The organism is Aurantimonas sp. Leaf443 (genome assembly GCF_001425575.1).
GTDB lineage: Bacteria > Pseudomonadota > Alphaproteobacteria > Rhizobiales > Rhizobiaceae > Leaf443.
In genome coordinates, this window is the sequence record NZ_LMRD01000002.1 from 113,718 (window position 1) to 140,190 (window position 26,473).

The following is a 26,473-nucleotide window of genomic DNA, read 5'->3' on the forward strand; positions in this document are numbered from 1 at the left end:
CTAGAGCGCTTCGGCGCCCGAAATGATTTCGACGAGCTCGGTCGTGATCTGCGCCTGGCGCTGGCGGTTGTAGGAGATCGAGAGGCGCTCGATCATGTCGCCGGCGTTGCGCGTGGCGTTGTCCATGGCGCTCATGCGGGCGCCCTGCTCGGAAGCGGAGTTCTCGAGGAGAGCGTGCAGGATCTGCACCTTGACGTTGCGCGGCAGGAGGTCGTTCAGGATCTCGGCCGGATCGGGCTCGTATTCGTAGACCGTCGAGGTGCCCGTCTCGCCTTCGGGCTTGTCGACCGCGGCGGGGATGATCCGCTGGGCCGTCGGCACCTGGGTGATGACGTTGGCGAAATGCGAGTAGAAGATCGTGCAGACGTCGAACTCGCCCTTCTCGTAGAGCGACAGGATCGTCTCTCCGATCGCGTCGGCATTGGCGAAGCCCAGCGTCTTCGTCTCGCGCAGGTCCGCGCGCTCGACGACCTTGGAGGCCAGATCCCGGCGCATCAGGTCCCAGCCCTTCTTGCCGACGACCATGAATTTCACGGTCTTGCCGTCGGCCTCGAGCTTGCGCTGGTGGATGCGGGCGAGCTTGACGATCGAGGCGTTGAAGCCGCCGCACAGGCCGCGCTCGGCGGTGAAGACGACGAGCAGATGCACGGCGTCCTTGCCGGTGCCGGCCATCAGGGGCGGCACGTCGCCGTCCATGGCGCCGGAAATGTTGGCGAGCACCGCGGCCATGCGGTCGGCATAGGGCCGCGCGGCCTGCGCGGCTTCCTCGGCGCGGCGCAGCTTGGCAGCCGCGACCATCTGCATGGCCTTGGTGATCTTCTGCGTGGACTTCACCGACGCGATGCGGTTCCGCAGATCTTTGAGCGATGCCATGGGTCGGGATTGTCTCCGGCTGGTTCGGCTCCGCCCCCGATCGGGCGGAGCCTCACGCGTCAGTCGTTCAGGCGAAGCTCTTGGCGAAGCTGTCGATGGCGGCCTTCAGCTTGCCGCGCAGGTCGTCCGAGAGCGCCTTCTCGCGGGCGATGCCGGAGAGAACGTCCTTGTGTTCGGTGCGCAGCGAGGTGAGGAGGCCTTCCTCGAACGGGCCGACCTGATCGACGCGCAGCTTGTCGAGATAGCCCTGCGTGCCCGCGAAGATCACCGCGACCTGCTCTTCCGTCTTCAGCGGCGAGAACTGCGGCTGCTTCAGGAGTTCGGTCAGGCGCGCGCCGCGGTTGAGGAGGCGCTGCGTGGCAGCGTCGAGATCCGAGCCGAACTGCGCGAAGGCCGCCATTTCGCGGTACTGCGCGAGCTCGCCCTTGATCGAGCCGGCCACCTGCTTCATCGCCTTGATCTGCGCGGCCGAGCCGACGCGGCTGACCGAGAGGCCGACATTCACCGCCGGGCGGATGCCCTGGTAGAAGAGCGTCGTCTCGAGGAAGATCTGGCCGTCGGTGATCGAGATCACGTTGGTCGGGATGTAGGCCGACACGTCGCCGGCCTGCGTCTCGATGACGGGGAGGGCGGTCAGGGAACCCGCACCCATCGAATCGTTGAGCTTGGCGGCGCGCTCGAGCAGGCGCGAATGCAGGTAGAAGACGTCGCCGGGATAGGCTTCGCGGCCCGGCGGGCGGCGCAGCAGAAGCGACATCTGGCGGTAGGAGACGGCCTGCTTGGACAGGTCGTCATAGCCGATCACGGCATGCATGCCGTTGTCGCGGAAATATTCGCCCATGGCGCAGCCGGCGAAGGGCGCGATGTACTGCATCGGCGCCGGGTCCGAGGCGGTGGCGGCCACGACGATGGAATATTCCATCGCGCCGCGCTCCTCGAGCGTGCGCACGAACTGGGCGACGGTCGAACGCTTCTGGCCGATGGCGACGTAGACGCAGTAGAGCTTCTCGCTCTCCGGCGCGCCCGCCTCGTGGCCCGGCTTCTGGTTCAGGAACGTGTCGAGCAGGATGGCGGTCTTGCCGGTCTGGCGGTCGCCGATGACGAGCTCGCGCTGGCCGCGGCCGATCGGGATGAGCGCGTCGATGGCCTTGAGGCCCGTCGACATGGGCTCGTGCACCGATTTGCGGGGGATGATGCCGGGCGCCTTGACGTCGACGCGGCGGCGCTCGACGCCCTCGATCGGGCCCTTGCCGTCGATCGGGTTGCCGAGACCGTCGACGACGCGGCCGAGAAGGCCCTTGCCGACGGGCACTTCCACGATGGCGCCGGTGCGCTTGACCGTGTCGCCTTCCTTGATGTCGCGGTCGTTGCCGAAGATCACGACGCCGACATTGTCGGTCTCGAGGTTCAGCGCCATGCCGCGGATGCCGCCGGGGAACTCGACCATCTCGCCCGCCTGGACGTTGTCGAGACCGTAGACTCGGGCGATGCCGTCACCGACGGAGAGAACCTGGCCGACCTCGGAGACCTCGGCCTCGTTGCCGAAGTTCTGGATCTGATTCTTCAGGATTGCGGAGATTTCCGCGGCGCGGATATCCATCAGCCGACCTCTTTCAGTGCAAGCTTAAGGGAATTGAGTTTGGTGCGGACCGAAGTGTCGATCTGGCGCGAGCCGATCTTCACCACGAGGCCGCCGAGAATGGCCGGATCGACGCGCTCGCGCATCGTCACCCGCTTGCCGGCATAGGAGCCGATCGAGTTCGCGAGCTCGCTGCGCTGGGACTCGGTCAGGGCCTGGGCCGAGGTGACCTCCGCCTCGACCTCGCCGCGCTGTTCGGCGGCGAGTTCCTTGAAGCGGCGGATCATCGAGGACAGGATGAACAGACGGCGGTTGGCCGCCACGACGCGCAGGAAATTGCCCACGAGATGGCCCGGGCGGACCTCGTCGACCACGGCGCCGATGGCGCGGGTCTGCTCCTCGGCCGTGAAGGCGGGGCTCAGGACGAGGCGGCGGAAATCCGCGTTCTCGTCGATCAGCGTCTGGAAGGAGGAGAGCTCCGATTCGACGGACTCGATCGACCCGTGGTCACGCGCGAGTTCGAAGAGGGACTGAGCGTAGCGGTCTGCGACCCCCGAAACGGGAGAGGATGATTGAGCCACGGACGATCTGTTCCCTTTCACGCTCCGTTCCAAGTCGCCTGTCGCGTCGCCGCTCCAAATCCCTGAAACCGTTGGATGAATTTCGAAGGAAAAGCGACACCGCCGCCAAGGCCCCTTCGAAGGCAGGGTCCGTCTAGCATAGGGGTTTGCCGCCGACAACACGCCGAAGGCCTTAAAGCGCGCCGATTTCGCCCCGCAGCCTTGACCGGGTTCGACGGCGCTCCCGCCGATGCGCGCCGTGGCTGCGTGCCAGCCCCGCCTCAGCCGGTGACGAAGCCGAAGGCGGGGGCGAGGCAGGCGAGGGCGAGCGCGAGTTCGACGAAGAGGAAGATGTAGTTGAGAAGCGTGTTGCCGCGGTCCGAGAGCATGGAGACCATGCGTCCGAAGGCGGAGAACAGCCAGCCGGCGCCCAGCGCCATCTGTGTGAAGGTCTGGATGTAGAAGGCCGCCGCCACGAGGCCGGTGCCGAGCCAGAAGCCGGCGATCGTGGCGCGGCTGGCGGCCAGCGCTTCCGGGTGCATCTCGTGGGTCTTGAGCCGCAGCGCCCGCAGCGTCAGGCCGGGGGCGAAGAAGGCGAGGACGCCGAGCGCCATGGTCACGCAGGCCGCCCCGAAGGGCAGCCATTCGGCGTTGGTCGTCGGCAGTGTGAATTCCATCGGGGCTCTCCAGGCGATGCGCCGGGCTTATAGCGCCGGCGGGGGCGCGCCGGAAGGCGGAGCGTCGCCAGCGGCGATTCGGGTCGTCGCGTCCTCAAAGGAAACTTTGGGGATCGACGTCGATCTGCACCTGCACCGAGCCGCGCGGCCGGGGTGCGGCGGCGATCATCGCGCGCAGATAGGCCTGGATCGGGGCGCGGCGCGGCGCCTGAACGAGGAGGCGGTAGCGGTGGCGTCCGCGCAGGACGAAGAGCGGCGCCTCGGCCGGGCCCAGCACCTCGATGGCCGCGTCCGGCGCGGCCGCCTTGCGCAGGGCCCTGGCATGGGCTTCCGCGGCCGCCTTGGTATCGGCCGAGACGATGATCGAGGCCAGGCGCCCGAAGGGCGGCAGGCCGGCCCGCTCGCGCTCGGCGATCTCGCGGGCGTAGAAGCGCTGCGGCTCGCCCGAGACGATCGCCTGCATGGCCGGGTGCTCGGGCTGGAAGGTCTGGATGAGGCCGCGGCTCGGCAGACCCGAGCGTCCGGCCCGGCCCGTCACCTGGTGCAGCAGCTGGAACGTGCGTTCGGCGGCGCGCGGATCGCCGTTGGTCAGGCCGAGATCGGCGTCCACGGCGCCGACCAGCGTCATCTGCGGGAAATGGTGACCCTTGGCGACGAGCTGCGTGCCGATGACGATGTCCGCCTCGCCGTCCGCGATGGCATCCAGTTCGCGGCGCAGACGCCGCGCCCCGCCCGGAAGGTCGGAGGAGAGGAGGATGGTGCGGGCCTGCGGGAAGGTCGCCAGCGTCTCCTCCGCGATCCGCTCCACGCCCGGGCCGCAGGCCACGAGATGGTCGAGCGTGCCGCATTCGGGGCAGGAGTCGGGGCGGCGCATGGTGAAGCCGCAATGGTGGCAGGAGAGTTCGCCTCGCAGCCGGTGGTCCACGAGCCAGGAGGAGCACTGCGCGCATTGGAAGCGGTGGCCACAGGCCCGGCACAGCGTGAGCGGCGCGTAGCCGCGCCGGTTGAGGAAGATCAGCGCCTGTTCGCCGCGCTCGATGGTGCGGGCGATCTCGCTGGCGAGCAGCGGCGACAGGAAGCGCCCGCGCGGCGGCGGGGCGGCGCGCATGTCGATCAGCGTCAGCGTCGGCAGCGCGGCGGCCTTGAAGCGGCCGGGCAGGTTGAGATGGGCGTATCGCCCCCCTTGCGCGTTGACCCGCGTCTCCAGGGACGGCGTCGCGGAGGCCAGAACGACGGGGAAGCGGCCGATCGAGGCGCGCACCACAGCCATGTCGCGGGCGTGGTAGAAGGTGCGGTCCTCCTGCTTGTAGGCGGGGTCGTGCTCCTCGTCGACGACGATGAGGCCGAGATCGGCGAAGGGCAGGAAGAGGGCCGAGCGCGCCCCGGCGACGACGCGCACGCGCCCCTCCGCCACCTGCCGCCAGACCCGCTCGCGGTGCTTGGGCGGCAGATCCGAATGCCATTCGGCGGGCGGCGCGCCGAACCGGGCGTGGAAGCGCTCGATGAAGCTCTGCGTCAGCGCGATCTCCGGCAGCAGGATCAGCGCCTGCCGCCCCTGCGCGAGGGCCGCCGCCACGGCCTCGAAATAGACCTCCGTCTTGCCCGAACCCGTCACGCCCTCCAGGAGCGTCGCGGAGAACCCGCCTGCCGTCGCGCTGGCCGCCAGCGCATCGGCCGCCTCGCGCTGGGCGGGGTTGAGGTCGGCGGCGCCGAAGGCCGCATCGGGCGCGGCGACGATGGGGGGTGGTGCGAGCTTCACCGCGCGGAAGGCGCCCTGGCGCACCAGCCCGTCCACGACCGAGCTCGAGACGCCCGCGGCATGGGCGAGACCCGAGCGCGTCCAGGCGGGCACGCCCCCGGCGGTGTCCAGGACGCGCCGGCGCGCCGGCGTCAGGCGCTCGGGCACCGTTCCCGTCGCCTCCAGCCCCTCGACGAGCGGCTCGGGATCGAAGGCGGCGGGCGCGCGCAGGGCCATGCGCACGACGAGGCCCGGCGGCGAGAGCGTGTAATCGGCCACCCAGTCGATGAAGCGGCGCATCTCGGCCGAAAGCGGCGGGCAATCGAAGACGGCCGTCACCGCCTTGAGCTTGCGCGGATCGACCGCGTCGGTCTCGCCGTCCCAGACGACGCCCGCCACCTGCCGGGGGCCGAGCGGCACCTGCACGATCGAGCCCGGCCGAAGCCTCATGCCGGGCGGCACGGCGTAGCTGTAGGGCCGTTCGGCGGGAAGCGGCACCAGCACCGGAACGGTGGCGGGCGTCGTCTCGTCGTCGAAGAGGGTGTGGAGAGGGGACAAGGCGGCTCCCGGATCGGCGGCGCGGCCGACGAAGCGTCCGACGAACGCGCTGCCCTAGCACAGGACCGGCGCCGCGCACGAGGTGCCGCTCCGGCTGCCGGGGCCGCGGGACGCTGCCGGGCGCCCGGCTCAGGTGGCGACCCGCCGCGACCCCGGCAAGAGGCGCGGGACGGGCGGCGACCGTGGCGCGGGGACCCCGCGCACGAAAAAGGGGCGGCGGCGCCCGATCGCGCCCCGCCCCCTCGTTTCCGTCGATCGGAACCCTCAGGCCTGGAAATGACTCTCCAGGAAGTAGAGCGACTTGTCGAGCGCGCGGCCGACTTCGGTGAGGAGATCCTCGGTCAGCGGATCGCCGGCCTCGGACACTTCCTCGATGTCCTTCTCGACCTCGGCGCCCCAGCGGGCGTAGCTGTCGGCGAGGCGACGCAGATGGTCCTCGGACTTCACGAGGTCGAGCGGATAGGGATCCAGAACCGAATTCTCGGTCGCGGCCTGCACCGTGCCCTGCGCCTGGCCGCCGAGGGCGGTGAGACGCTCGGCGATCGTGTCGACATATTCTTCGGTCACTTCGTGCAGCTCGTCGAAGAGCTTGTGCACGGCGATGAAGTTCATGCCCTTGACGTTCCAGTGGGCTTGCTTGGTCTGGTAGGTGATGTCCACCGCCGTGCCGAGATGCTTCTGCAGAATCTGCACCATCGCGCCACGGATATTCTCCGAGATCGGGTTCTTGCTGGCATGCAGCTTCGGCTGGGCGTTGCCGTTCTTGGCCATCGGGATCGTCCTTGTCCACGTCAGACGGGCGCGTCGGGAAGGGGCGCGCTGCTCGTCTCTCGGTCGGATAAGTCCATCGCCCGGACGATCGTTCCCTCGGCCTCACGGGCCAAGCTGTCGCAGGCCGGCGCTGTGGCCGCGATGCCACAGGGGTCCGGCGCGGAAGGACATGTCTTCCCGGCCGGGCTGGCGCCTCAGCTCGATGCGCCCTTGATGCCCTTGTAGGCCTTGGCGCCCCAGACCTTCTCCACGGTCGCGTTCCGTCCGCAGGCGGTGCGGTAGTAGCGGTACTTGATCGGGTTCTTGACGTAGTAGTCCTGATGGTAGCCCTCGGCGACCGTGAAGGCGGAAGCCTTGAGGACCGGGGTCGCGACCGTGCCGAGGTCCTTGGCGACCGCGGCCTTGGAGGCGTTGGCGGCCTTGGCCTGCCCGTCGTTCAGCGCGAAGATCGCCGTGCGGTAGGAGGGGCCCCGGTCGCAGAACTGGCCGCCCGCGTCGGTCGGGTCGACCGAGTGCCAGAAGACGGTGAGGAGCTGGTCGTAGCTCACCTGCGCCGGATCGTAGGTGATGCGCACCGCCTCGTAGGACCCGGGATGATTCTCGTAGGTCGGGTTCGCGATCGAGCCGCCGATATAGCCGGAGGTCGTGTCGAGGACGCCCTTCACGTGGTCGAAGTCGCTCTCCACGCACCAGAAGCAGCCGCCGGCGAAGATGGCGGTCGCCTTCTCGGCGGCGGGCGCGGCGCCGGGCAGCGCGAGGAGGAGGGCGAGGGCGGCGGGGGCGAGAAATCGCATCGGGCAGCGTCCGGACTGGTGTGGATCGGTTCCATTGGCATGCCGGCGGGTGCGGCCGGCAAGACAAGGTTCGGTGAAGCCGGCCCTTCGGCTTCACCCCCCGCGATCCAAATCTCTCAGCCGGCGTCGGCGACGAGCCCGGCGGCCTCGATGCCGGCGATGGCCGCGATCTCGTCGTTGTCGGACGTGTCGCCGGTGATGCCGACGGCGCCCAGGATGCGACCGCCGGCGCTCTCGCGCACGAGCACGCCGCCGGGCACCGGCACGAGCGAGCCGTTGCACAGGGCGTTCATCGACTGGATGAAATAGGGCTGCTCGGTGGCGCGCTTGAAGATGGCGCGCGACCCCATGCCGAGCGCCAGCGCGCCGTTGGCCTTGCCGATGGCGATGTCCGGGCGAAGGCGCGAGGCGCCGTCCTGGCGCTCCAGCGCGACGGGCACGGCGCCGGCGTCGAGGACGACGACGGTGAGCGGCTTGAACCCGTGCTCGCCGGCCGCCTTCAGCGCGGCGGCCAGGATGGTGCGGGCGGTTTCGAGCGTGATCGACATCGGGGTCTCTCCTTTTGGCGGCGTTCCCCCGGCCTTACGAGAAGCGGCGCGCGGCGTCCACCGCAAGTCCGAGCCCCACGGCGCCGAAGGCGTCGGCCTGCGCGATGCGGGCGGCGCCGAAGCGCGAGCGCACCGCCGTCTGCACCGCCGGGATCGCCGTCGAGCCGCCGGTCAGGATCACGAGGTCGACCTCGTCCGCCTCGACGCCCGCCACGGCGAGCGCCTCGTCGAGGCTGGCGCCGATGCGCGCGACGAGATCGCTCGTGGCCGCCTCGAAACCCGCCCGCGTGACGGGGTGGCGCAGGTGGAAGCCCGGCTCCTTGAGGTCCACCACCGCGCTCTCCTCGTGCGTCAGCGCGATCTTGGCCGCTTCCACCGCGCCCGCGAGCCGGTGGCCGGAGCGGTGCTTCAGGAGCGTCTCGAAGCGCGCGAGACGGGCGGGCTCGGCGGCCTCCTTGCGCAGCGCCTCCACGTCGCGGAGGTTCTTCTGCGTGTAGAGGAAGTTGACGCGGTGCCAGGTCGCCATGTCGTTGAAATACCAGACGGGGAGGTGGCGCTTGCCGTCCGCCGTCATCGTGCCGAGGCCGAATTCGGGCATGATCTCGGCGATCGACAGCTGCCGGTCGAAATCCGTGCCGCCGACATGCACGCCCGTGGAGGCGAGGATGTCGTCCCGCCGGTCCGAGCGCTTCGCGCGCTCGGGCGAGAGGCGCAGCAGCGAGAAGTCGGACGTGCCGCCGCCGATATCGACAACGAGGGCGAGGCTCTCCGCGCTCACCTGCGCCTCGAAATAGAGCGCGGCCGCCACCGGCTCGTACTGGAACTCGACGTGACGGAACCCTTGGGCCTTCGCCGCCTCGGCGAGCTGGTCCTCGGCGGTGCGGTCGGCGGCCTCGTCCTCGTCGATGAAGTGCACGGGGCGGCCGAGCACGATCGAGGGCGGAATCTCGCCGAGCTCGGCCTCGAGCTTGACCGTGAGATTCTGCAGGAAGCGGCCGATGAGCTGGGTGAAGGACAGGCGCTCGCGGCCGACCTGCGTCGTCTCCTTCATCAGGCTGGTGCCCAGGATGGATTTCAGCGCCCGCATGAAGCGCCCCTCGGCGCCGTCGACATATTCGAACACGGCCTGCCGGCCGAAATAGGTGCGCCCGTCCTCCAGGCTGAAGAACAGCGCCGAGGGGATCGTGCCATGCGTGCCCTCCACCGGCAGGAGGCGCGGGGCGCCGCCGGCCGTGCCGAGCGCCGGCGCGAGGGCGAGGGTCGAATTGGTCGTGCCGAAGTCGAGGCCGGGATAGAGGCTCGGCATGGGAAAGGCTCGCACAGGCTGCATCCGGGCGCGTCTCGGCGGGCGAGGCGGCGCGCGGGGAAGGGGTCGGTCCGGCCGGAGCATCGGACGACGAATGGGCGCCGGCGGAACCGGGTCCTAGGGGGCGCTCGATGCTCTCAGGCGGGCGGCCCGTCTAGCGCACCGCCGATGCGAAGGAAAGACTGCGCGCGGGAAGGGGGACGCGGCCGGCATGCGAGCCATGCGTGCGGCGCAGTGCCTCGCTTGTCCGACCGTCCGCCCCACATTTCAGCCACAGGACGGTTGCAGTCTCCGGGCAGCAACGGAAGGAGGCGCGCATGGACCGCCGGAGCCTGAAGATCCTCGTCTGGGTGATCGCCCCCGCCATCGCCTGGTCCTCGCTGGCCTACACGGCGCGCCATCCGATCAAGCAGGCGGCCTTCGAGGTGAAGCACGTCATCAAGTCGATCCGCAACGACCTGCGCGGGGATGTGCGGCTGGGGTGAGGGCGGCGTGCGGGACTGCGGGCGGCGCTGTTCGAAACGCGTCGACAGACTTAAGCCGACCGCGGCGCTTCGCCAACGCCGATCGACCTTGGCTGAAGCGTGAATGACCGGTGCCGAGCCGGTCATTCTACAGCGATTTCGGCCGGCTCCACTGCTGCGTCCCGCTATTGCGCGGCGTTCGCGTCCGGTAGAGACGGGAGCGGGGCCTGTTGCCAGGCGCCCGGTGCGAGAACCGTGCTCGCGCAGGTGATCTCGATCCCGAGAACACGGCCTTGCGCATCGACGTCGTAGACGAAGGGGCCGGCTTCCTCGGTGCGGTCGAACTTTCCCTTGCCGACATAGAGATAGACGGCGTCGGCCTCGGGGTCGTAGGTCATGTCGGGCGCCTCGCGTTTCGGTCGAACGTGGCGGTGACGATGCGGATCGTCGAGTCCGTCTCCACGCATACCACGCGCACGATGCGGCAGCCAAATTCGGGGATCGGCCGAAATCGTCTCACGAGGTCGGGGTCGGCCGGCTCGGGTTCCTGCTAGAGCGGGTCGCGGGCGGTGCGCTTGACCCAGGCGACGGAGATCGCGCGCTCGACGATCGTGGCGGCGGCGTGACGGGTCAGGACGAGCGATTTCATCGGCAGGCTCCGGCGTCGCCGGCCGCGCGCCGCCGTCGCCGACCAGGCATTTCGTGTCGGACGGTCGGCCCGAAGCGGACGCATGTCGGCGGGCCGCAACGCCGCCGCGAGCTTGGCCGCGAAGCGCACACGGTAGACACAAAGAGGTCCGCCGTGTGCGCTGATCCGAACGCAAGGGATCTCAGCTGTCCATCTTCAGCGCCGCGATGAAGGCTTCCTGCGGGATCTCCACCTTGCCGAACTGGCGCATGCGCTTCTTGCCCTCCTTCTGCTTGTCGAGGAGCTTGCGCTTGCGCGTGGCGTCGCCGCCGTAGCACTTGGCCGTCACGTCCTTGCGCAGCGCCGAGATGGTCTCGCGGGCGACGACCTTGCCGCCGATCGCCGCCTGGACGGGGATCTTGAAGAGGTGGTTGGGGATCAGTTCTTTCAGCTTCTCGCACATCTGCCGGCCGCGCTTCTCGGCCTGGTTGCGATGGACGAGCATCGACAGCGCGTCCACCGGCTCGGCGTTGACGAGGATGGAGAGCTTCACGAGATCGCCCTCGCGATAGTCGATCAGCGAGTAGTCGAAGGAGGCATAGCCCTTGGAGATCGACTTCAGCCGGTCGTAGAAGTCGAAGACGACCTCGTTCAGCGGCAGTTCGTAGGTGACCATGGCGCGCTTGCCGACATAGGACAGGTCCACCTGGATGCCGCGCCGCTCCTGGCACAGCGTCAGGATGTTGCCGAGATAGTCGTCCGGCGTCAGGATCGTCGCCTTGATCCAGGGCTCGTTGATCTGCTCGATCTTGACGACGTCCGGCATGTCGGACGGATTGTGCAGCTGGATCGTCGAGCCGTCCGTCAGCACGATGTCGTAGACGACGGAGGGCGCCGTCGCGATGAGGTCGAGGTCGAACTCGCGGCTGAGGCGCTCCTGGATGATCTCCAGATGCAGGAGGCCGAGGAAGCCGCAGCGGAAGCCGAAGCCGAGCGCGGCCGAGGATTCCATCTCGAAGGAGAAGCTCGCGTCGTTCAGGCGCAGCTTGCCCATGGCGGCGCGCAGATCGTCGAAATCGGCCGCGTCGACCGGGAAGAGGCCGCAGAAGACGACGGGCTGGGCGGGCTTGAAGCCCGGCAGCATCTGCGAGGTCGGGCGCTTGTCCTCGGTGATCGTGTCGCCGACGCGCGTGTCCGCCACTTCCTTGATGGAGGCGGTGATGAAGCCGAGCTCGCCGGGGCCGAGCGCGTCCATCTGCACCATCTTCGGGGTGAAGACGCCGACCCGGTCGACCGGGTACTTGGCGTCCGTGCCCATCATGCGGATGACCTGGCCCTTCTTCAGCTCGCCGTCGATGACGCGCACGAGGACGACGACGCCGAGATAGGCGTCGTACCACGAGTCCACGAGCATGGCCTTCAGGGGCGCCTTGGCGTCGCCGTGCGAGGGCGGTGGCAGGCGGTGGACGATGGCTTCCAGCACCTCCTCGATGCCGATGCCGGACTTGGCCGAGATCATCACCGCTTCGGACGCGTCGATGCCGATCACCTCCTCGATCTGCTCCTTCACCTTGTCGGGCTCGGCGGCGGGCAGGTCGATCTTGTTGAGGACGGGGACGATGTCGAGCTCGTTGTCGATGGCGAGATAGACATTGGCGAGCGTCTGCGCCTCCACGCCCTGCGCCGCGTCCACCACGAGCAGCGCGCCCTCGCAGGCCGAGAGCGAGCGCGAGACCTCGTAGGCGAAGTCCACGTGGCCGGGCGTGTCGATGAGGTTGAGGACGTAGTCCTCGCCGTTGCGGGCGCGGTAGGAGAGGCGCACGGTCTGCGCCTTGATGGTGATGCCGCGCTCGCGCTCGATCTCCATATTGTCGAGCACCTGCTCCTTGCCGGCCATCTCGCGCGCGTCGAGCCCGCCGGTCGTCTGGATGAGGCGGTCGGCCAGCGTCGACTTCCCGTGGTCGATATGGGCGACGATCGAGAAGTTGCGGATATGGGAGAGGGGCGTGGTGCTCATCGCCCGCCTATAGAGGCTCGCGGCCTTTCTTGGAAGCGTTCCGATGACGCGCGGGAGCCGTCAGGCCGTATGGTCGGGCATGGCGGCGAGGTGGTAGCCGAGGCGAAGGGCGAGCGCCACGATCGTCGTCGTCGGATTGGCCTCGCCGCTCGTCGGGAAGACCGAGGACCCGCCGACGAAGAGGTTGCGCATGCCGTGGACGCGGCAGTCGGCGTCGACGACGGAGGTGGCCGGGTCCGTGCCCATGCGCGTGCCGCCCATGTGGTGGTAGCCGGCCAGTTCCCCGTCGTCTGGATAGGCGCGGCCCTCCACCCAGTCGTCGATGCGCAGGCGCCCGATCTCGGCCGCCGCGATGGAGCGGCCGAAGAGGCGCAGGCCTTCGAGGAGGGTGCGGTGGTCGATCTCGGTCTTCTTCCAGTGCAGCTCGATGCGCGGCACGCCCGCCGCGTCCCGCTCGCCCGCCGAGAGCGCGACCCGGTTTTCCGCGTCCGGCGCCTGTTCCCAGCCCATCGAGACATAGGCGCCGCAGTTGAGATGCACGCTCGCGCGGCGCGCCAGCCATTCGGCCGTCGCCGGCGCCACGCAGGCGAGGTCGGCCAGGCGCTTCTTCAGGCCCTGATAGGGCATGGGGATGAGGCGCGCGCCGAAATTGCCGATGGAGAGCCGCTCCATGGCCTGCGGCGAGGGCGAGAAGAAGGCCTCGCCGGCCGCGTCGAACTCGATCGTCTGCACGTCGTTCATCACCACGGAGGCGGCGATGAACTGGGGATGTTCCATCCAGTAGCGCCCCAGCGCCTTCGCGCGCGGCACCACGGCGCCGCCCGAGCGCTCGTGGCTCCAGAGGAGCAGGCGCGAATTCTCCAGGCCGCCGGTGCACAGGACGAAGCTCACGGCCTCGATGTCGGCCGCGGGCTCGCCCTGCGAGACGACGCGCGCGCCCGTCACCGCCGTGCCGTCGCCCAGAAGCTCGCTGGCATAGGTGTTGAGGACGAGCGCGATGCGCGGATCGCGCTGCAGGTCGACCCGGTACTTCTCGCCGAAGCGCACGGCCGGGCTCTTGATGAGCTGGATCCAGTGCAGGTCCTCGGTGATCTCGCGATCGTCGGCGAAGGGCGGCAGGTCGAGGATGTCGTGCACCTCGCCGAGGAACGGGTCGATGTCGGCCCGCCGGATCGGCCAGCCGCTGCCGGGGATCCAGGCCCTGGGCAGGAAGTCCGACGCGTCGAGCACGCGGCACCAGCCGGCCCAGTGGTTGGAGCAGCCGCCGAGATAGCGAAGGCGCGCCACGTCCAGCGGGAAATAGGTGTCGCCGATCGTCTCGCCCTCGTAGAACGCCTGCGATTCCGCGGTGATCTCGTCCGAGCCGGCCTCCAGGACGGTCACGGGCACGCCCATCTTGGCGAGCGTGCGCGCGATGGTGATGCCGGCCGGACCGCTGCCGAGAATGCAGACGCGCGGGCGGAAGCCGGAGGCCTCGTAGTCCCGGGCCGAGCGGAAGATCATCGCTCGCCCTCGACATCGCCGCGCTTCAGGATCCAGCCGTCGCGCTCGACGAAGTCCGCCGCGTTCACCCGCACGATCCGGGCGAAGGGCAGGGCGAGCACGGCGGCCGCCAGGCCCGCCAGGACCCTGCGGCGCCCGAGCCGGATGCCGGCGAGCGTTGAATGGAGCATCGTCGTTCGACCTTCTCGCAAAAGACGCGCATGTGAGCCAAGGCCTAGCACCGAAGGCGCAAACGTCCGGTGCACGGGAAGGGTTAAGCGTCGGACAACCCCATGGCGACGAGGGCTGCGAAGCGCGAGCCTCGGCGGGCACCCGGCAGGCAGGCGCCGGACCGCATGCGCGCCCTTGCGCGGCGCGGCGCGGCGGGCATGATGGGAAGAACGACCCGGCGGAGGACGGCATGGGCATGGAGATCGAGCGCCGCTTCCTCGTGGCGGACGAGACATGGCGCGCGTGCGCGACCGGGGCGCAGGCGATCCGCCAGTTCTATCTCGTGGCCGCGCCCGACCGGACGCTGCGCGTGCGCGTCGTGGACGGCGCGCGCGCCGTGCTCACGCTGAAGGCGGGCGCGGGGCTCTCCCGCCACGAGTTCGAATATCCGATCCCGCTGGAGGACGCGGCCGCGCTGGAGCCCCTGCGGGTCGGGGCGGTCCTTCTGAAGACGCGCCACCGCGTCCCGCTCGGAGCCCTGACGGTCGAGATCGACGTCTACGAGGGCGCGCTCGCCGGCCTCGTCGTCGCCGAGATCGAGCTTGCGCAGGAGGCCACCGCCTTCGAGACGCCCGCCTATCTGGGCGCTGAGATCACCGGCGACGGGCGCTATTCCAATGCGCAGCTTGCGCTGAGCGGCGCGGCGCCCAGATGATGGCAGAACCGCGCCCGCCGGGCGCGGATGCCCGCCGACCCGAGGAACGCACCGTCATGGCCTTCACGCTGCAGCCCGGCCAGCCGCTCGACGCGCAGCTGCGCCGCCTCGGCCTTCGCCAGATCGAGCGGGCGGGCGCCGCCCTCGCAGACCCGGTGACGGATGCCGGAATCCACGACGCGCGCAAGCGCCTGAAGAAGCTGCGCGGCCTCCTGCGCCTCGTGCGGGCGGGCGACGAGGCCTTCTATCGCGCCGAGAACGAGCGCCTGCGCGATGCGGCGCGGCGCCTCTCGGCCCTTCGCGACCGCGCCGCGCTGCGCCAGTCGCTCGACACCGTGCCCGTGCCCGCGGACCAGCCGGGCCTCGACCGGGCGCTGAAGGCGGTGCGCGGAGCGCTCGACCGGCGGGCGAAGGAGGCCGGCGTCGCCGACGCGCAGGACGCGCTCGCCGCCGTCCGGCGCGATCTCGCCGAGGCGCGGGCCCGGCTCGAGGCCTTCGTCCTGCCGAAGAAGAAGGCGGGCCCGAAGGGCGCCGGGCGCCTTGTCGCAGACGGTTTTGCCGACAATCTCGCCGCCGCGCGGCGCGCGCTGGCGAAGGCCGGGAAATCCGGCCGGGCGGAGGACTTCCACGACCTGCGCAAGCGCGTGAAATACCACGCCCAGCACCTCAAGCTCCTGTCGCCGCTGCATCCCGCGCCCTTCCGCGCCCTCCAGGACGAGGCCGACGCGCTCGGCGAGGATCTGGGCACCGACCACGACCACGCCGTCCTCATCGCGGCCATGGCGAGCGCGCCGGACGAGTTCGGCCCCGGCCATCCGGCGGTCGCCGCCCTTCTGGCGGGTCGCCAGGACATCCTGCGCAAGACCGGCCTCCTCGCCGCCCGGCGCCTCTTCGCCGAGAAGCCCCGTGCGGCCGCAAAGCGTCTTCGCGGTCTCTACGCCGTCGCCGCCCTCAACCCCGAGCCCGGCCCCGACACGGCCGCCCCCGACGGGCCCGACGACGACTGACACCTGCTCCCTTCCGGTCGCACCCGTCGCAAAAAGAGGACCGTCCCCGGTTGACGCCACGCTCAAAATCGGGGACATGGCGCACGTCGCTGCCGTAGCTCAGTGGTAGAGCACTCCCTTGGTAAGGGAGAGGTCGAGAGTTCAATCCTCTCTGGCAGCACCATTCCTTCCCTTTGAAATCGCTGGAAACCCTTGCAGGCAAGGGGTTTCGCACCCAAAATTGTTCCCGAAAGAGGCAGGGCAACGTCGGGTGCCAATCTCCCAGATGTCGTCAAGAGACGAGATTCGCATTAGGTGCGCCTCGTGGTGCCGGCCTCGTTGCGACCCTTCGCGGACGGCGAGAAGGAAATCTACCGGCCGATCGGCAACAGCCTGCGGGAAGTCAAAGCCAATCATGCGCGTGCGCTGGCGTCCGCACAGGATCGCATCGACGAATTGCGACGCCGGAAAGCTCATGCCGAAGGCGTAGAGGCGACGAAGATGGTTCGTCGATATCTGCCAAGGCTGCCGGACCAGATCGCACGCGGCCACTGCAGCGAAGAACTCGCTCTTGAACGCGACATGCGGCTTCATCCCGAACGGGACGGGTCTGCCGCTACAAGCATGGATCGGGCGCGGCCATGTCGGATCGCGACGCTAACCCGCATTGCGGCTGGCGATGCTTCGACCGAGGAGATGGACGCTCATGTCGGGTCGGCGATCAACGAGTATCGTCGCCGGGGCAAGGCCTCGCCGCCGGCACGGTTGATGATCGCGAGGATGCTCCGCGCTTCTTCCGAGGCGGCATGAGAGGTCAGAGCGTCGTCGGCCCAGTCCTCAGTTGAAAGATGCCGGCCGAAGAGATGGTAGGTCAGGGCCGCCGCGACGAGGCCGCCGAGCGCCGAGATCGCGAGGAACCGTCCGATATCGAGCCCCAGCGCCGCCATGGGGAAAACGACGTTGGCCTGCCCCATCGCCAGCACCATGGCGAAGGTGGTGGCCAGATGCCGGTCCGAGACGCCCTGCCGTTCCATGATGGCGAGCGTGGCCACCGGTGCGGCGAAGCTCACGAAGCTGACCTGCAGTAGCGCGATGATGCCGAGGCCTGTGAGGCCGAGGGGGCGCAGCAGCGGGGCGAGGAGCCGCGTCAGGCCGTCGAGGAGGCCCGCCGCCTCGGCCAGCCGCATGATCGAGAGCATGACGACCATGACCGGCAGAAGCGTGAAGAGCGACAGCTCGACCGCCGAACGCCCGGCGGCCATGATGGTGCCGACGATGTCCAAGGCCCGGGACCCTGCCGCCGCTTGCGGCTCAAGCGTCCCGGTCGACGGCGAAGGGCGACCAGGCCTGGCGCTGGGACATGACTTCCAGCCGGTTGATCGCGATATGCGCCGGCAGCGTCGCGACGTAGACGATCTGGTCCGCGATGTCCTCGGCCGTCAGCGGCGTGGTGTTGCGGTAGACCGCGTCGGCAGCCGCCTGATTGCCGCGCGTGCGCACCAGCGTGAACTCGGTCTCGGCCGCGCCGGGCGCGATGTCGGTCACGCGCACGCCCGTCTTCAGGAGATCGCAGCGCAGGTTGAGACTGAACTGCTTCACGAAGGCCTTGGTCGCGCCGTAGACGTGGCTGCCGGGGTAGGGCCACTCGCCCGCGACCGAACCGATGTTGATGATGCTCGCGCCCTTGCCCGTCTCGATCAGCAGCGGCAGGACGGCATGGGTCGTGTTGACGAGGCCCGTGACGTTGGTGTCGATCATCGTGTGCCAGTCCGACAGCACGACCTGCGGTGCCGGCTCCGGCGCGAGCGCGAGGCCGGCATTGTTCACGAGTGCGGTGACGCGTCGGAACGCCGCCGGCAGCGCGTCCACCACGGTCTGGACGGCCCGCGCATCGCGCACGTCCAGCGCGGCGACGTGGATGGGCACCTGGTCGCTCAATTCGGCGGCCAGTTCCTCCAGCCGCTCGACGCGGCGGCCGGTGAGGACGAGCGCCCAGCCTTCGCGGGCGAAGCGGCGGGCGGCCGCGCGGCCGAAGCCGGAGGTCGCGCCGGTGATGAAGGCGACGTTGGTCATGGATCAGGTCCTTGGGGTCGATTGCGCCTGCCCGTGCGGGAACACGGCGGAACGGAAGGAAAAGGCGGCGGCGCGTGGCGGCGGAGGCGTCAGTCCATCCGCTCGAGGAACCTGCGAACGCGCTCCGAATCCGGGTTGCCGAAGAACTTCTCCGGCGGCGCCTTCTCGACGATGAGGCCCCTGTCGAGGAAGACGACCTGGTCGGACACGGCGCGCGCGAAGTCCATCTCGTGGGTGACGACGATCATCGTGTACCCGTCCGCGGAGAGGTCGCGCATCACCTGCAGGACCTCGCCGACCCGCTCGGGATCGAGAGCCGAGGTCGGCTCGTCGAAGAGGATGACCTCGGGGCTCATGGCGAGCGCACGCGCGATGGCCACCCGCTGCTTCTGCCCGCCCGATAGGGTGAAGGGAAAGACCTCGGCCTTCTCGACGAGGCCGACCTTCTCCAGGAGCCGCATGGCTTCCTCTCGGGCCTGCGCCTTCGGCACGCCCTTCACCTGGACGGGCGAGATCATGACGTTCTCGACGACGGTGAGATGCGGCCAGAGGTTGAAGCTCTGGAACACCATGCCGGCGCGCGCACGGATGGCGGCCATTTCGCGGTTGGTCATCTTCCGCTTCCTGGCCTCGTTGTAGCCGATGCGCTCGCCTGCGATCCGGATCGTGCCGCTGTCTGGCTCCTCCAGCCAGTTGATGCAGCGGAGCATGGTGGACTTGCCCGATCCCGACGAGCCCAGCACGCTGACGACCTCGCCCCTGGCGACGGTGAGGTCGATGTCGCGCAGGACCTCGAAGCCGGAGAAGCTCTTGCAGAGTTTGTGGATCTCGACGGCCGGCCGGTCAGACATTCTCGAAGCCTCGCTTGGTGCCGAGCGCGCCGGCCTTCTTCACGGCGAGCTCGAGGCAGACGGTGATGGCCCAGTAGAGGGCGATGACGACGACGAAGGCCTGCGTCGGGATGAAGTAGCGGGCCTGGAGCGCGTTGGCGGCGGCGGTGAGTTCCTGGACGGTGATGATGGCGAGGAAGGACGTGTCCTTCAGCGCGTAGATCAGCTGGTTGCCGATCATCGACCGCGTGCGCAGGAGGAGTTGCGGCAGGATGATGCGCAGGAAGGTCTTGTGCGGCAGGAAACCGTAGGCCTTGGCCGCCTCCACGGTTCCCGGCGGCAGCACCATGCGCGCGCCGCGCAGGATCTCGGCGAAATAGGCGCCGTGGTAGAGCGTCATGGCGAGAAGGCCGGCGGTCACCGCCGACAGGCGCAGGCCGAGCTGCGGCAGGCCGTAGTAGAGGAGATAGGCGAGCACCAGGAAGGGCAGGGCGCGCATGGCGTTGACGAAGCCGCGCAGGGCTGTGGCGAGGACGCCGCCCCCCTCCATGCCGTAGAGGAGGAGGCAGCCGATCAGGAAGGCGCCGGCGGTCGACAGCACGAAAATCCAGAGCGTCAGCCAGAGGCCGGACAGGATGAGGTCGCGCCCTTCCCAGAGGATGGTCCATTCGGTCATCACGCCCTCCTCACATCGCCAGCCGATTGGCCTTCCGCTCGGCCAGCGACTGGAGTTTGATGAGCGCGCCGATGATGATCATGTAGAGGAGCCCGGCGGCGAGGATCGGTGGCAGCGGCTGGTAGGTCACGGCACTGATGCGGTTGGTGACGCGCGTGAGATCCACGAGGCCGATGATGGCGATGGCGGGGCTGCTCTTCACCAGGAAGGACATCTCGTTGACAAGGCCGGGCAGGCTGGTCGTGATCATCTGCGGCAGCATGATGTGGCGAAAGAAGGTGGCCGGCGTCATGCCGCAGGCGAGCGCCGCCTCGCGTTGCTCGCGTGAGAAGTTGAGAAAGGCTCCGCGCCAGATCTCGGCGTTGAAGGCGGTGGTGTTGAGCGTCAGGGCGAGGATTGCCACCGCCGTCCGGTCGAGCGCCATGCCGAAGCGCGGCGCCGCCAGGAAGAGGAAGAGCGTCAGCGTGACCAGCGGTGTCGCGCGGGCGAAGCTCGTGTAGACCGCGAGCGCCTGGTCGAGGACCGGGATGCGGGCCGTGCGAAGGAGGGCGACGCCAAGTCCGAGGACGAGGCCGAGGGCGATGGCGGTGCTCGAGATCCAGAGCGTGACCCAGGCGCCTTCCAGAAGCAGTAGCCAGGCTTTTTGCGTCATGTCCGCCCGTCATCGAAGAAGGTCGTGGCCGGTGTCGGCCGCCGCGCATGGGAAGCGGGCGGCCGGCGACGTCAGTTCAGCCCGGCGAGCTCGTGGAACTGCTCGACGTCCTTGATCGGGTCGGTCGGCAGGTCGGGGAAGGCTTCGCCGAACCACTTGGTCTGGAGCGCGGCGAGGCGGCCGTTGTCGCGCACCTCCTTCATGAAGGCGGTCGCGAACGCGAGGAGCTCGGGGCTTTCCTTCGGCATCGGCCAGGCGGCGAAGCCGGCGCCCGACACGGCGATGCCCTTCTCGAAGACGTCGCCCTTGTTCTTGACGAGGTCGTTGATCGAGATCAGGGCGTTGATGACGTAGTCGAGGCGCTCGTTGGCGAGGTCGGCATAGGCTTCCGGGTAGGACTGGTACTCCACCACCTCGCCGATCTCGCAATTCTTGTCCGCCATCATCTTCTTGAGCTCCGGCAGACGGGCGAGGAGCGCGCTGCCGGCCTGGAGCCCGATGGTCTTGCCGCAGAGGCTGGCGATGTCGCCGATCCGGTCGTCGCCCTTCCGCTTGACGTAGAAGTGCTGCGCCGAGGCGAAGGGCGGGGCGAAGTTGAAGACGCGCAGCCGGTCGTCGGTCACGAGCGCGCCGGTGAAGGCCATGTCGTACTGGCCGGACGAGACCGAGGCCAGGAGGCCGGTCCAGGGCAGGATTTCCTGTTTGACCTCGAAACCCTGTGTCTTGGCGAAGGCCTGAAGATCGTCCAGGAGCTCCTTATGGAAACCCTCCGGCTGACCATCGACGATGTAGTTGAACGGCGCATAGTCGTCCTCCGTGGCGACCGTCATCACGCCCCTGGCCTTGATGTCGGCCATGTCGGCATGGGCGACGGAGAGGGACGAGAGCACGGCCCCGGCCAAGGCCAGCCCGCGTAGGAGGGTCATCGGTCTCACGGCCTTCGCCACGGTCGTCCTCGACATGTCTATGCTCCTGTGTCCGGCGGGTGATGGAAACGCAGCAGCGTGAAGTGCTGTCGGAATGGGCGGATCATAGGAATGCCTATTCCATCGGCGATAGGACCAGTTTTGCAGTGCGTTCGTGTCAGAGTGCGTCGCACCCGCGTATCGTCCGATAACGCGAGGTTCCGGCCCGTCGGGCGACGCAACTGGCCTCAAGCGGTCGGAAATCTGGTCCTATCGCACGGCAGGATCGCCCTTCTAGGATCGGGATCGACCAGCCGATACGCCTCGGTCGCGACGATTCCGCCCTCACGATCACGGCCCGCCGATCCGCGGGCTTGGACCCGACCCCCCATGCGCGCTGCACATCCTGCAGGCAGCCTGGGCGCTTCCATCTCAGGGGCGCCCATGCGCCACGGACCAATGAACTTGCGCAGCGGGCGCCCGGGCCGGTCTGGGCCGCCCGCCCGCAGACCCGTCCGGCCGGCGGAATGGCGGCCGGTTGGCGCAGAATTTGCTTGGACCTTCTCCGCAGGTGAGGCGGAGCCGGACATGATCGACCACTTTCTCCCCGTCCGTTTCCAGAAGGGGCGCGGGTTGCAGGAGCAGTTGCGGGAGGCGCTGGTCTCGGCCATTCTGGGCGGCGGCTTTCCGGCCGGCGAGCCTCTGCCGTCCTGCCGCAAGCTGGCGGAACAGCTGCGCGTGTCCCGCAATACCGTGAACCTCGTCTACGAGAGCCTCCTCGACAGCGGCTACATCGTCAGCCAGCCGCGTCGCGGTTTCTTTCTCCATCCCGCCTATGCCGAGGGCCCGGCCGCCAAGGCGAGCGGCCACGCGTCCGAGGACGAGGAGGAGGGGGGAGCGGCGTGCGACGCATCGGGCGCGCCGGACTGGGAGCGTCGTTTCAAGCTTCGACCCGGCATGACGTCCGGCGTCTTCCGGCCGCAGGACTGGGCGCGCTTCCCCTATCCCTTCGTCTATGGTCAGCCGATGCGCGACCTGTTTCCGCTGGAGCGGTGGCGCGAAGCCTCGCGCAAGGCGCTGCGTCGCGAGACCGCGCCGTCCTGGCTGCACGATCGCTTCGACCGCGACGACGACATGCTGGTGGAGCAGTTGCGCACGCGCGTTCTTCCCAAGCGCGGCATTTGGGCCAAGCCGGGCGAGATCCTCGTCACGCTCGGCTCGCAGAACGCGCTCTATCTCATCGCCGCGCTGCTGATGAACCGCCAGACGCGCGTGGCGATGGAGACGCCGGGCTTCGGGGACGCGCTGTCGATCTTCGAACTGCACGGCGCGAGCGTGCAGTTTCATCCGATGGACGAGGAAGGCATCGTGCTCGCGCCGCAGACGGCCGCGTGCGATTACATCTATCTCACGCCCAGCCATCAGGTGCCGACCGGCATCGTCATGAGCGCCAAACGGCGCGACCGGCTGATGGACGGCATCCGGCGGGACGATCAGATCCTGATCGAGGACGACTACGACGCCGAGCTCAACCTCGACCGCGACGCCCTTCCGGCGATCAAGGCCGGCGATGCCGGCAACCGCGTCATCTATATCAGCAGCCTGTCGAAGCCCTTCTCGCCGGGCTTGCGTCTCGGCTATCTCGTGGCCGACGCCGAGCTGGTGGACGAATTGCGATCGCTGCGCCGGCTGATGTACCGCCATCCACCGCTCAACAACCAGCGCATGATGGGCGAGTTCCTGGCGCAGGGCTATTACGACGCGCATCTGCGCTCCTTCCGCGCCGCGCATGCCCACCGTCGCGAGCTCCTGCACACGGCGCTCGCCCGCGATCTCGATGCGTGCCGCCAGATCGGCTCTCGGACGGCCAGCGCCTTCTGGCTCGCGGCGCCGGGCGCGGTCGATACCCGCAAGCTCGCCTGGGCGGCCGCTCGCCAGGGCGTCGTCTTCGAGTATGGCGAACAGTTCTTCTTCGAGGCCGGAGCCCCGACCAATTTCATGCGCCTCGGCTTCAACGCCATCGACGCCGAGCGCATCGGCAAGGGGGTGGAACTGCTGGCCCGGTCCCTGGACCGGGTCTGATCCTCCCGCCAGGGCCCCAGCCCGAGCCGTTTCGAACCCCATCGACGCCGGACCGCCTGTCCGGCGAAGGGCGCCGCGCGTCCGCCGCATCCAACACCCGTCAGGAGACGAGCCGTCTTGGCCCACGAATTCACCCTACAGTCCGGTGCGCCCGCCTTGATCCGCAACCGATCGCTCGATACGGACGCCGTCCGGCAGGCGCGGATCGATCTGGCCGCGTGCTTCCGCATGGCCGCCCGGCTCGGGCTCCAGGAGGGCATCTGCAACCACTTCTCGGCCGTCGTGCCCGGCCATGACGACCTGTTCCTCGTCAATCCCTATGGCTGGGCCTTCGCCGAGATCAGCGCCTCGAAGCTCCTGATCTGCGACTTCGAGGGGCGGGTGATCGCGGGCGAGGGCCAGCCGGAGGCGACGGCCTTCTACATTCACGCTCCGTTGCACAAAGCGCTGCCGCGCGCGATGGCGGCGTTTCACACGCACATGCCTTACGCAACGGCACTCGCGATGACGGAAGGGCCGCCCCTCGTCTGGGCCGGCCAGACGGCCCTGAAGTTCTTCGGCCGCACGGTCGTCGACGAGGACTACAACGGCCTGGCCCTCGACGAGAGCGAGGGCCAGCGCATCGCCGGCACGATCGGCGAGGCCGACATCGTCTTCATGAAGAACCATGGCGTCATGGTGCTCGGGCCGACGATCGCCGAAGCCTTCGACGACCTCTACTACCTCGAGCGCGCTGCCGAGGCGCAGGTGAAGGCGATGTCGCTCGGCCGCCCGCTCAAGCCCATCGCGCCCGCGATCGCCGAGCGCGCCTTTCGCCAGATGCGCGAAGGCGACGCGGAGAGCGCCCGGCTGCACCTGGAAAGCGTCAAGCGCCAGCTCGCCCGCTCCGAACCCGACTTCATGCACTGATCGCCAGACCCACTCCCGTTGCCAAGAGAGCCTCGCCATGAACGCCGTTCCCCAGCCCAACGACCTGCGCCCCATCATCGAGGCCGACCGCCGGCATGTCTGGCACCACATGCTCCAGCACAAGCCGCTGGAGACGAGCGACCCGCGCATCATCGTGGAGGGTAAGGGTCTGAAGGTCTGGGATGCGGCCGGACGCGAATATATCGACGCTCTGTCGGGCGGGGTCTGGACGGTGAATGTCGGCTATGGCCGCGCCTCGATCGCCGAGGCGGTGCGCGACCAGCTCGTGCGGATGAACTACTTCGCCCAGTCGGCGGGCTCGATTCCCGCCGCGCGTTTTGCCGAGAAACTGCTCGAGAAAATGCCGGGCCTGTCGCGCGTCTACTTCGGCAATTCCGGCTCGGAGGCCAACGAGAAGGTCTTCAAGATGGTGCGCCAGATCGCGCAGCGCCATCACGGCGGAAACAAGTGGAAGATCCTGTATCGCGAGCGCGACTATCACGGCACCACGATCGGCACGCTCGCCGCGGGCGGTCAGCCGGAGCGCGCGGCCATGTACGGGCCGTATCCGGACGGTTTCTTCATGGTTCCGCACTGCATGGAATACCGCAAGCAATGGGATGTCGAGGCCTATGGTGAGCGCGCCGCCGATGCCATCGAGGAGGTGATCCTGCGCGAGGGGCCCGAGACGGTGGGCCTCCTGTGCCTGGAGCCCATCACGGCGGGCGGCGGCGTCATCGTGCCGCCCGAGGGCTACTGGGAGCGTGTGCAGGAGATTTGCCGCAAGTACGAGATCCTGCTCCATATCGACGAGGTGGTCTGCGGCCTCGGGCGCACCGGAACCTGGTTCGGCTACCAGAACTTCGGCATCCAGCCCGATTTCGTGACCATGGCCAAGGGGGTCGCCTCGGGCTACGCCGCCATCTCCTGCACGGTGACGACCGAAGCCGTGTTCGAGAAGTTCAAGGACGGGTCCGACCCGATGGCGCATTTCCGCGACATCTCGACTTTCGGCGGCTGCGCGGGCGGCCCGGCGGCGGCGCTGGAGAACATGCGCATCATCGAGGACGAGCATCTCCTCGACAACTGCCTCGCCATGGGCGCGCGGCTTCGGCTCAATCTCGAGGCCTTGAAGAACAAGCACGCCGTGATCGGCGACGTGCGCGGCATGGGCTTGTTCCAAGGCGCCGAACTGGTCGAGGACCGCACGACCAGGAAGCCGGTCGACGAGAAGAGCATCGCGCGCGTTATCGCGGAAACCACGGCGCGGGGCGTCCTGATCGGTGCTTCCAACCGCTCGGTGCCCGGACTGAACAACGTCCTGTGCCTTGCGCCGGCGCTCGTCGCATCGGCGGCCGAGATCGACGCGATCACCTCGGCCATCGACGGAGCGCTCGCGGCAGTATTCGCCTGATCGCGCGGGGAAAGACCCGCCCGTCGGCTCCCTGACCGGAGCCGGCGCGGGGGCTCGGCGCCCGCCGTTGCGGCCGCGACCGTCGTGACCCGCCGTCTTGAAATGGTCCGCCCTGACGTGTGGTCTTGAAAGCTTGCGACCGGCCGCAGCTTCCGGGTCGATGTGAGCCAGGCTGCGCGCTTCAACGTCACCAAGTTGCTGCCGCTGATCGAGGACATCCGCGAGCGGCTTTCGGGCGTGACGATCGAGGCGCTCGGCTGGCGCGTCTTCCTGGACCGCTACGACCGGCCGGGCATGCTCGTCTACCTCGACCCGCCCTACGACGGCACGGAGCACTTCTACGGGCGGGACGCGTTCGTGCGGGAGGACTTCGTGGCCATAGCCGAACGGCTGCAGCGGATGCGGGGCCGGTTCATCCTGTCGATCAACGACCACCCGGCCGTGCGCGCGATCTTCGATGGCTTCGCGATCGAGGCGGTTTCGACGACTTACACGGCGGCGAGGGCGGGGGCTTCGCGGGTCGGCGAACTGATCATCACGCCGTTAGAACGCGGATAGGGTCTAACGGCCGGCGTGAAAAATCTGTCCGAAGTTTCGCGCCGATCTGTCCGAAGTTTCGCGCCGAGCCACAGCTCGTCGGCGGCTTTCGTCTAAGTATTTTATTTCATTAAGGAAAATGGCGCGCCGGTCAGACCAAAAGTGCGAACACATATATCATTGAAATTGCTTACGAAAAATAGTTACGATCAAGTGAGGATACGCAGATGGAATGGCTAAGGCAGCTTCGAGCCAAAACGTTTGTCCGCCTGTTTTTTCGTCGTCTGCAGAAGCGGACGCCTGCAAGAACCGTGAATTGTTGCAGGAAGCCCAAATAGCTAAATTGCCGACTCAGACGAAACCGGGGGCGCCCATCCTTCGTATCAGTGTGTTTCTGCCAAATTAGTGCAAGATGACGATTAGGCTCAGGACTGTTGATTTCCACTGAGAGCTGACCCAGGATTTCCATCAAGAACTGACCCGGCTTTGACGATGTTGGGCTGGTCAGGCCTTGGTCAAGTTCCGAGT

At 68.5% G+C, this 26,473-nt stretch carries 27 protein-coding genes and 1 tRNA gene; 8 read left to right on the forward strand and 20 right to left on the reverse strand.

Translation table 11 applies throughout. The features are described 5' to 3' along the window. The 9 genes from ASG48_RS04105 to ASG48_RS04145 all read right to left on the reverse strand — a co-directional run bounded on the left by ASG48_RS04105 (position 1) and on the right by ASG48_RS04145 (position 9,428). Positions 1–873, reverse strand: coding sequence for a F0F1 ATP synthase subunit gamma (locus ASG48_RS04105; RefSeq protein ID WP_055845722.1), 873 nt, complete (start codon positions 871–873; stop codon positions 1–3). A 67-nt stretch (positions 874–940) separates the two neighbouring features. After that, positions 941–2,473, reverse strand: coding sequence for a F0F1 ATP synthase subunit alpha (gene atpA / locus ASG48_RS04110; RefSeq protein ID WP_055845725.1), 1,533 nt, complete (start codon positions 2,471–2,473; stop codon positions 941–943). Then, positions 2,473–3,033 (reverse strand): F0F1 ATP synthase subunit delta, encoded by a 561-nt coding sequence (locus ASG48_RS04115; RefSeq protein ID WP_055845727.1) that lies wholly within the window; start codon positions 3,031–3,033, stop codon positions 2,473–2,475. The genes atpA and ASG48_RS04115 overlap by 1 nt, the downstream gene beginning before the upstream one ends. A gap of 260 nt (positions 3,034–3,293) precedes the next feature. After that, positions 3,294–3,689, reverse strand: coding sequence for a DUF4345 family protein (locus ASG48_RS04120; protein ID WP_055845730.1), 396 nt, complete (start codon positions 3,687–3,689; stop codon positions 3,294–3,296). 94 nt (positions 3,690–3,783) lie between these two features. Further along, the gene (locus ASG48_RS04125; RefSeq protein WP_055845734.1) at positions 3,784–5,985 is read right to left on the reverse strand and encodes a primosomal protein N'; all 2,202 of its coding nucleotides are present in this window, start codon (positions 5,983–5,985) and stop codon (positions 3,784–3,786) included. A 264-nt stretch (positions 5,986–6,249) separates the two neighbouring features. After that, complete coding sequence (gene dps / locus ASG48_RS04130; RefSeq protein ID WP_055845736.1) at positions 6,250–6,756, reverse strand: DNA starvation/stationary phase protection protein Dps; 507 nt, start codon at positions 6,754–6,756, stop codon at positions 6,250–6,252. Positions 6,757–6,950: 194 nt separating this feature from the next. Then, positions 6,951–7,550, reverse strand: a complete 600-nt coding sequence (gene msrA / locus ASG48_RS04135) for a peptide-methionine (S)-S-oxide reductase MsrA (RefSeq protein ID WP_055845739.1) — start codon at positions 7,548–7,550, stop codon at positions 6,951–6,953. 116 nt (positions 7,551–7,666) lie between these two features. Continuing rightward, positions 7,667–8,098 (reverse strand): heme-binding protein, encoded by a 432-nt coding sequence (locus ASG48_RS04140; protein WP_055845743.1) that lies wholly within the window; start codon positions 8,096–8,098, stop codon positions 7,667–7,669. Between the two features lie 34 nt (positions 8,099–8,132). Continuing rightward, the gene (locus ASG48_RS04145; protein ID WP_348271113.1) at positions 8,133–9,428 is read right to left on the reverse strand and encodes an Hsp70 family protein; all 1,296 of its coding nucleotides are present in this window, start codon (positions 9,426–9,428) and stop codon (positions 8,133–8,135) included. A gap of 293 nt (positions 9,429–9,721) precedes the next feature. On the opposite strand from ASG48_RS04145, the gene ASG48_RS18160 reads away from it, so the two are divergent. Next, a complete protein-coding gene (locus ASG48_RS18160) occupies positions 9,722–9,889 on the forward strand; it encodes a hypothetical protein (protein WP_156381445.1) in 168 nt (55 codons plus the stop codon). 164 nt (positions 9,890–10,053) lie between these two features. On the opposite strand, the gene ASG48_RS04150 is transcribed toward ASG48_RS18160, so the two are convergent. The 4 genes from ASG48_RS04150 to ASG48_RS18165 form a co-directional block, all read right to left on the reverse strand. After that, the gene (locus ASG48_RS04150) at positions 10,054–10,266 is read right to left on the reverse strand and encodes a DUF2283 domain-containing protein (RefSeq protein ID WP_055845749.1); all 213 of its coding nucleotides are present in this window, start codon (positions 10,264–10,266) and stop codon (positions 10,054–10,056) included. A 432-nt stretch (positions 10,267–10,698) separates the two neighbouring features. Next, complete coding sequence (gene lepA / locus ASG48_RS04160; RefSeq protein WP_055845755.1) at positions 10,699–12,513, reverse strand: translation elongation factor 4; 1,815 nt, start codon at positions 12,511–12,513, stop codon at positions 10,699–10,701. A gap of 60 nt (positions 12,514–12,573) precedes the next feature. Then, positions 12,574–14,016 carry a GMC family oxidoreductase gene (locus ASG48_RS04165; RefSeq protein WP_055845760.1) on the reverse strand — a complete coding sequence of 481 codons (1,443 nt, stop codon included), beginning with the start codon at positions 14,014–14,016 and terminating at the stop codon, positions 12,574–12,576. Beyond that, the gene (locus tag ASG48_RS18165; protein ID WP_156381446.1) at positions 14,013–14,186 is read right to left on the reverse strand and encodes a hypothetical protein; all 174 of its coding nucleotides are present in this window, start codon (positions 14,184–14,186) and stop codon (positions 14,013–14,015) included. The genes ASG48_RS04165 and ASG48_RS18165 overlap by 4 nt, the downstream gene beginning before the upstream one ends. Positions 14,187–14,416: 230 nt before the next feature. Between ASG48_RS18165 and ASG48_RS04170 the strand changes: the two genes are divergently transcribed. From ASG48_RS04170 to ASG48_RS04180, 3 genes are all read left to right on the forward strand, one after another. Then, positions 14,417–14,881, forward strand: a complete 465-nt coding sequence (locus tag ASG48_RS04170; protein ID WP_055845762.1) for a CYTH domain-containing protein — start codon at positions 14,417–14,419, stop codon at positions 14,879–14,881. Between the two features lie 56 nt (positions 14,882–14,937). Continuing rightward, entirely contained in the window at positions 14,938–15,888 is a 951-nt protein-coding gene (locus ASG48_RS04175) for a CHAD domain-containing protein (protein ID WP_055845764.1), read from the forward strand. Positions 15,889–15,976: 88 nt separating this feature from the next. Beyond that, positions 15,977–16,051: transfer RNA gene (locus tag ASG48_RS04180), tRNA-Thr, on the forward strand. Here ASG48_RS04180 and ASG48_RS18170 read toward each other — a convergent pair. The 7 genes from ASG48_RS18170 to ASG48_RS04210 form a co-directional block, all read right to left on the reverse strand. Next, positions 16,030–16,461, reverse strand: coding sequence for a hypothetical protein (locus tag ASG48_RS18170; protein ID WP_156381447.1), 432 nt, complete (start codon positions 16,459–16,461; stop codon positions 16,030–16,032). The genes ASG48_RS04180 and ASG48_RS18170 overlap by 22 nt on opposite strands. Positions 16,462–16,571: 110 nt before the next feature. Further along, positions 16,572–17,150 (reverse strand): hypothetical protein, encoded by a 579-nt coding sequence (locus ASG48_RS18175; RefSeq protein ID WP_055845766.1) that lies wholly within the window; start codon positions 17,148–17,150, stop codon positions 16,572–16,574. A gap of 28 nt (positions 17,151–17,178) precedes the next feature. Further along, positions 17,179–17,940 carry an SDR family NAD(P)-dependent oxidoreductase gene (locus tag ASG48_RS04190; protein WP_055845769.1) on the reverse strand — a complete coding sequence of 254 codons (762 nt, stop codon included), beginning with the start codon at positions 17,938–17,940 and terminating at the stop codon, positions 17,179–17,181. An 89-nt stretch (positions 17,941–18,029) separates the two neighbouring features. After that, the gene (locus ASG48_RS04195) at positions 18,030–18,791 is read right to left on the reverse strand and encodes an amino acid ABC transporter ATP-binding protein (RefSeq protein WP_055845772.1); all 762 of its coding nucleotides are present in this window, start codon (positions 18,789–18,791) and stop codon (positions 18,030–18,032) included. After that, positions 18,784–19,446: an amino acid ABC transporter permease gene (locus ASG48_RS04200; RefSeq protein WP_055845777.1), complete on the reverse strand. Its 663-nt coding sequence runs from the start codon at positions 19,444–19,446 to the stop codon at positions 18,784–18,786. Before ASG48_RS04200 ends, ASG48_RS04195 begins: the two co-directional genes overlap by 8 nt. A 10-nt stretch (positions 19,447–19,456) precedes the next feature. Continuing rightward, the gene (locus ASG48_RS04205; RefSeq protein WP_055845779.1) at positions 19,457–20,098 is read right to left on the reverse strand and encodes an amino acid ABC transporter permease; all 642 of its coding nucleotides are present in this window, start codon (positions 20,096–20,098) and stop codon (positions 19,457–19,459) included. A gap of 71 nt (positions 20,099–20,169) precedes the next feature. Further along, complete coding sequence (locus ASG48_RS04210) at positions 20,170–21,024, reverse strand: transporter substrate-binding domain-containing protein (protein WP_055845827.1); 855 nt, start codon at positions 21,022–21,024, stop codon at positions 20,170–20,172. 567 nt (positions 21,025–21,591) lie between these two features. Between ASG48_RS04210 and ASG48_RS04215 the strand changes: the two genes are divergently transcribed. The 4 genes from ASG48_RS04215 (at position 21,592) to ASG48_RS04230 (ending at position 25,966) form a co-directional block, all read left to right on the forward strand. Then, the gene (locus ASG48_RS04215; protein WP_055845783.1) at positions 21,592–23,085 is read left to right on the forward strand and encodes a PLP-dependent aminotransferase family protein; all 1,494 of its coding nucleotides are present in this window, start codon (positions 21,592–21,594) and stop codon (positions 23,083–23,085) included. A 117-nt stretch (positions 23,086–23,202) separates the two neighbouring features. Beyond that, positions 23,203–23,994, forward strand: coding sequence for an aldolase (locus ASG48_RS04220; RefSeq protein ID WP_055845786.1), 792 nt, complete (start codon positions 23,203–23,205; stop codon positions 23,992–23,994). A gap of 37 nt (positions 23,995–24,031) precedes the next feature. After that, positions 24,032–25,408 carry an aminotransferase class III-fold pyridoxal phosphate-dependent enzyme gene (locus ASG48_RS04225; RefSeq protein ID WP_055845788.1) on the forward strand — a complete coding sequence of 459 codons (1,377 nt, stop codon included), beginning with the start codon at positions 24,032–24,034 and terminating at the stop codon, positions 25,406–25,408. A 162-nt stretch (positions 25,409–25,570) separates the two neighbouring features. Next, a complete protein-coding gene (locus tag ASG48_RS04230) occupies positions 25,571–25,966 on the forward strand; it encodes a DNA adenine methylase (RefSeq protein ID WP_055845790.1) in 396 nt (131 codons plus the stop codon). Positions 25,967–26,473: the final 507 nt, after the last annotated feature.